This is a genomic window from Pseudomonas sp. JV245A (assembly GCF_032424515.1).
GTDB lineage: Bacteria > Pseudomonadota > Gammaproteobacteria > Pseudomonadales > Pseudomonadaceae > Aquipseudomonas > Aquipseudomonas protegens.
Window position 1 is genome coordinate 1 of the sequence record NZ_VYKE01000435.1, and the last position, 914, is coordinate 914.

At 69.8% G+C, this 914-nt stretch carries 1 protein-coding gene; it reads right to left on the bottom strand.

Annotated features, from left to right (window positions below; genetic code table 11):
• Positions 1 to 914 (bottom strand): methyl-accepting chemotaxis protein (locus F6S12_RS32275; RefSeq protein ID WP_315869927.1); only part of this gene is annotated, 914 nt, incomplete at both ends.

Consider the following 914-nt stretch of genomic DNA (forward strand, 5'->3'; position numbering starts at 1 on the left):
TCCACGCTGCCCTGGCGCGCCACTTCCACGGCCTGGCCCGCCACCTGCTGCAGGCTCTGGATGATGCGCTGGATGCTCTGGGTCGATTCCCGGGTCTTCGACGCCAGGGCCCGCACCTCATCGGCGACCACGGCGAACCCCCGGCCCTGCTCGCCGGCCCTCGCCGCCTCGATGGCTGCGTTCAAGGCCAGCAGGTTGGTCTGCTCAGCGATCGAATGGATCATGTTCGCCGCCACCTGGATCGACTGGGTTTCCTGCGCCAGGCCTTCCACCGACTGGCTGACCGCATCCACCGTATCTGCCAGTTTCTCGATCACCACCCGGGAACGGCGCGCCTCCTGGGAGCCCACCTGGGTCAGCTCGTTGACCTGGTCGGCCGCGGCGGCGGTGTCATGGATGTGCACCGAAACCTCGGCGATCGACGAAGCCATCTGGTTCATCGCCGTGGCCGCCATGTCGGCTTCGTCGCGCTGCTTGCCCAGGGCCGACTCGGCCTGGCGCGACAGGTTCTGGCTGGTGGAAGCCAGTGACGCCGCCTGGTTGGCGTAGTCCCCCAGGCGGCTGAGGGCGGTACGGATCTTCGCCGCCTCGCTGATCAGGATCATCTGCAGGCGTGCCACCGGGCCTCGCTCATCGGTATAGGTGCGGGCAATCAGCTCGCTGTCGAAACTGCCCAGGGACACCGCGCTGATGCGCCCCAGCAACTGCCCGGTGCGGTAGGCGCCGTGGGCCTGCACGGCAAAGAGCCCGAGCAGCGCCACTCCCAGCCCGGCCCAGAGCCCGGCCAGCCAGCCGGCCATGGCGCTGGCCAGTACCGCCAGCAGCGGCGGCAGCACAAACACCCCGGCGCCCAGCAGCCGATGGCGCCAGGGCGTGGCCAGGCGGGTGCTGCGCAGGTGCGAGTACAGGGCGGC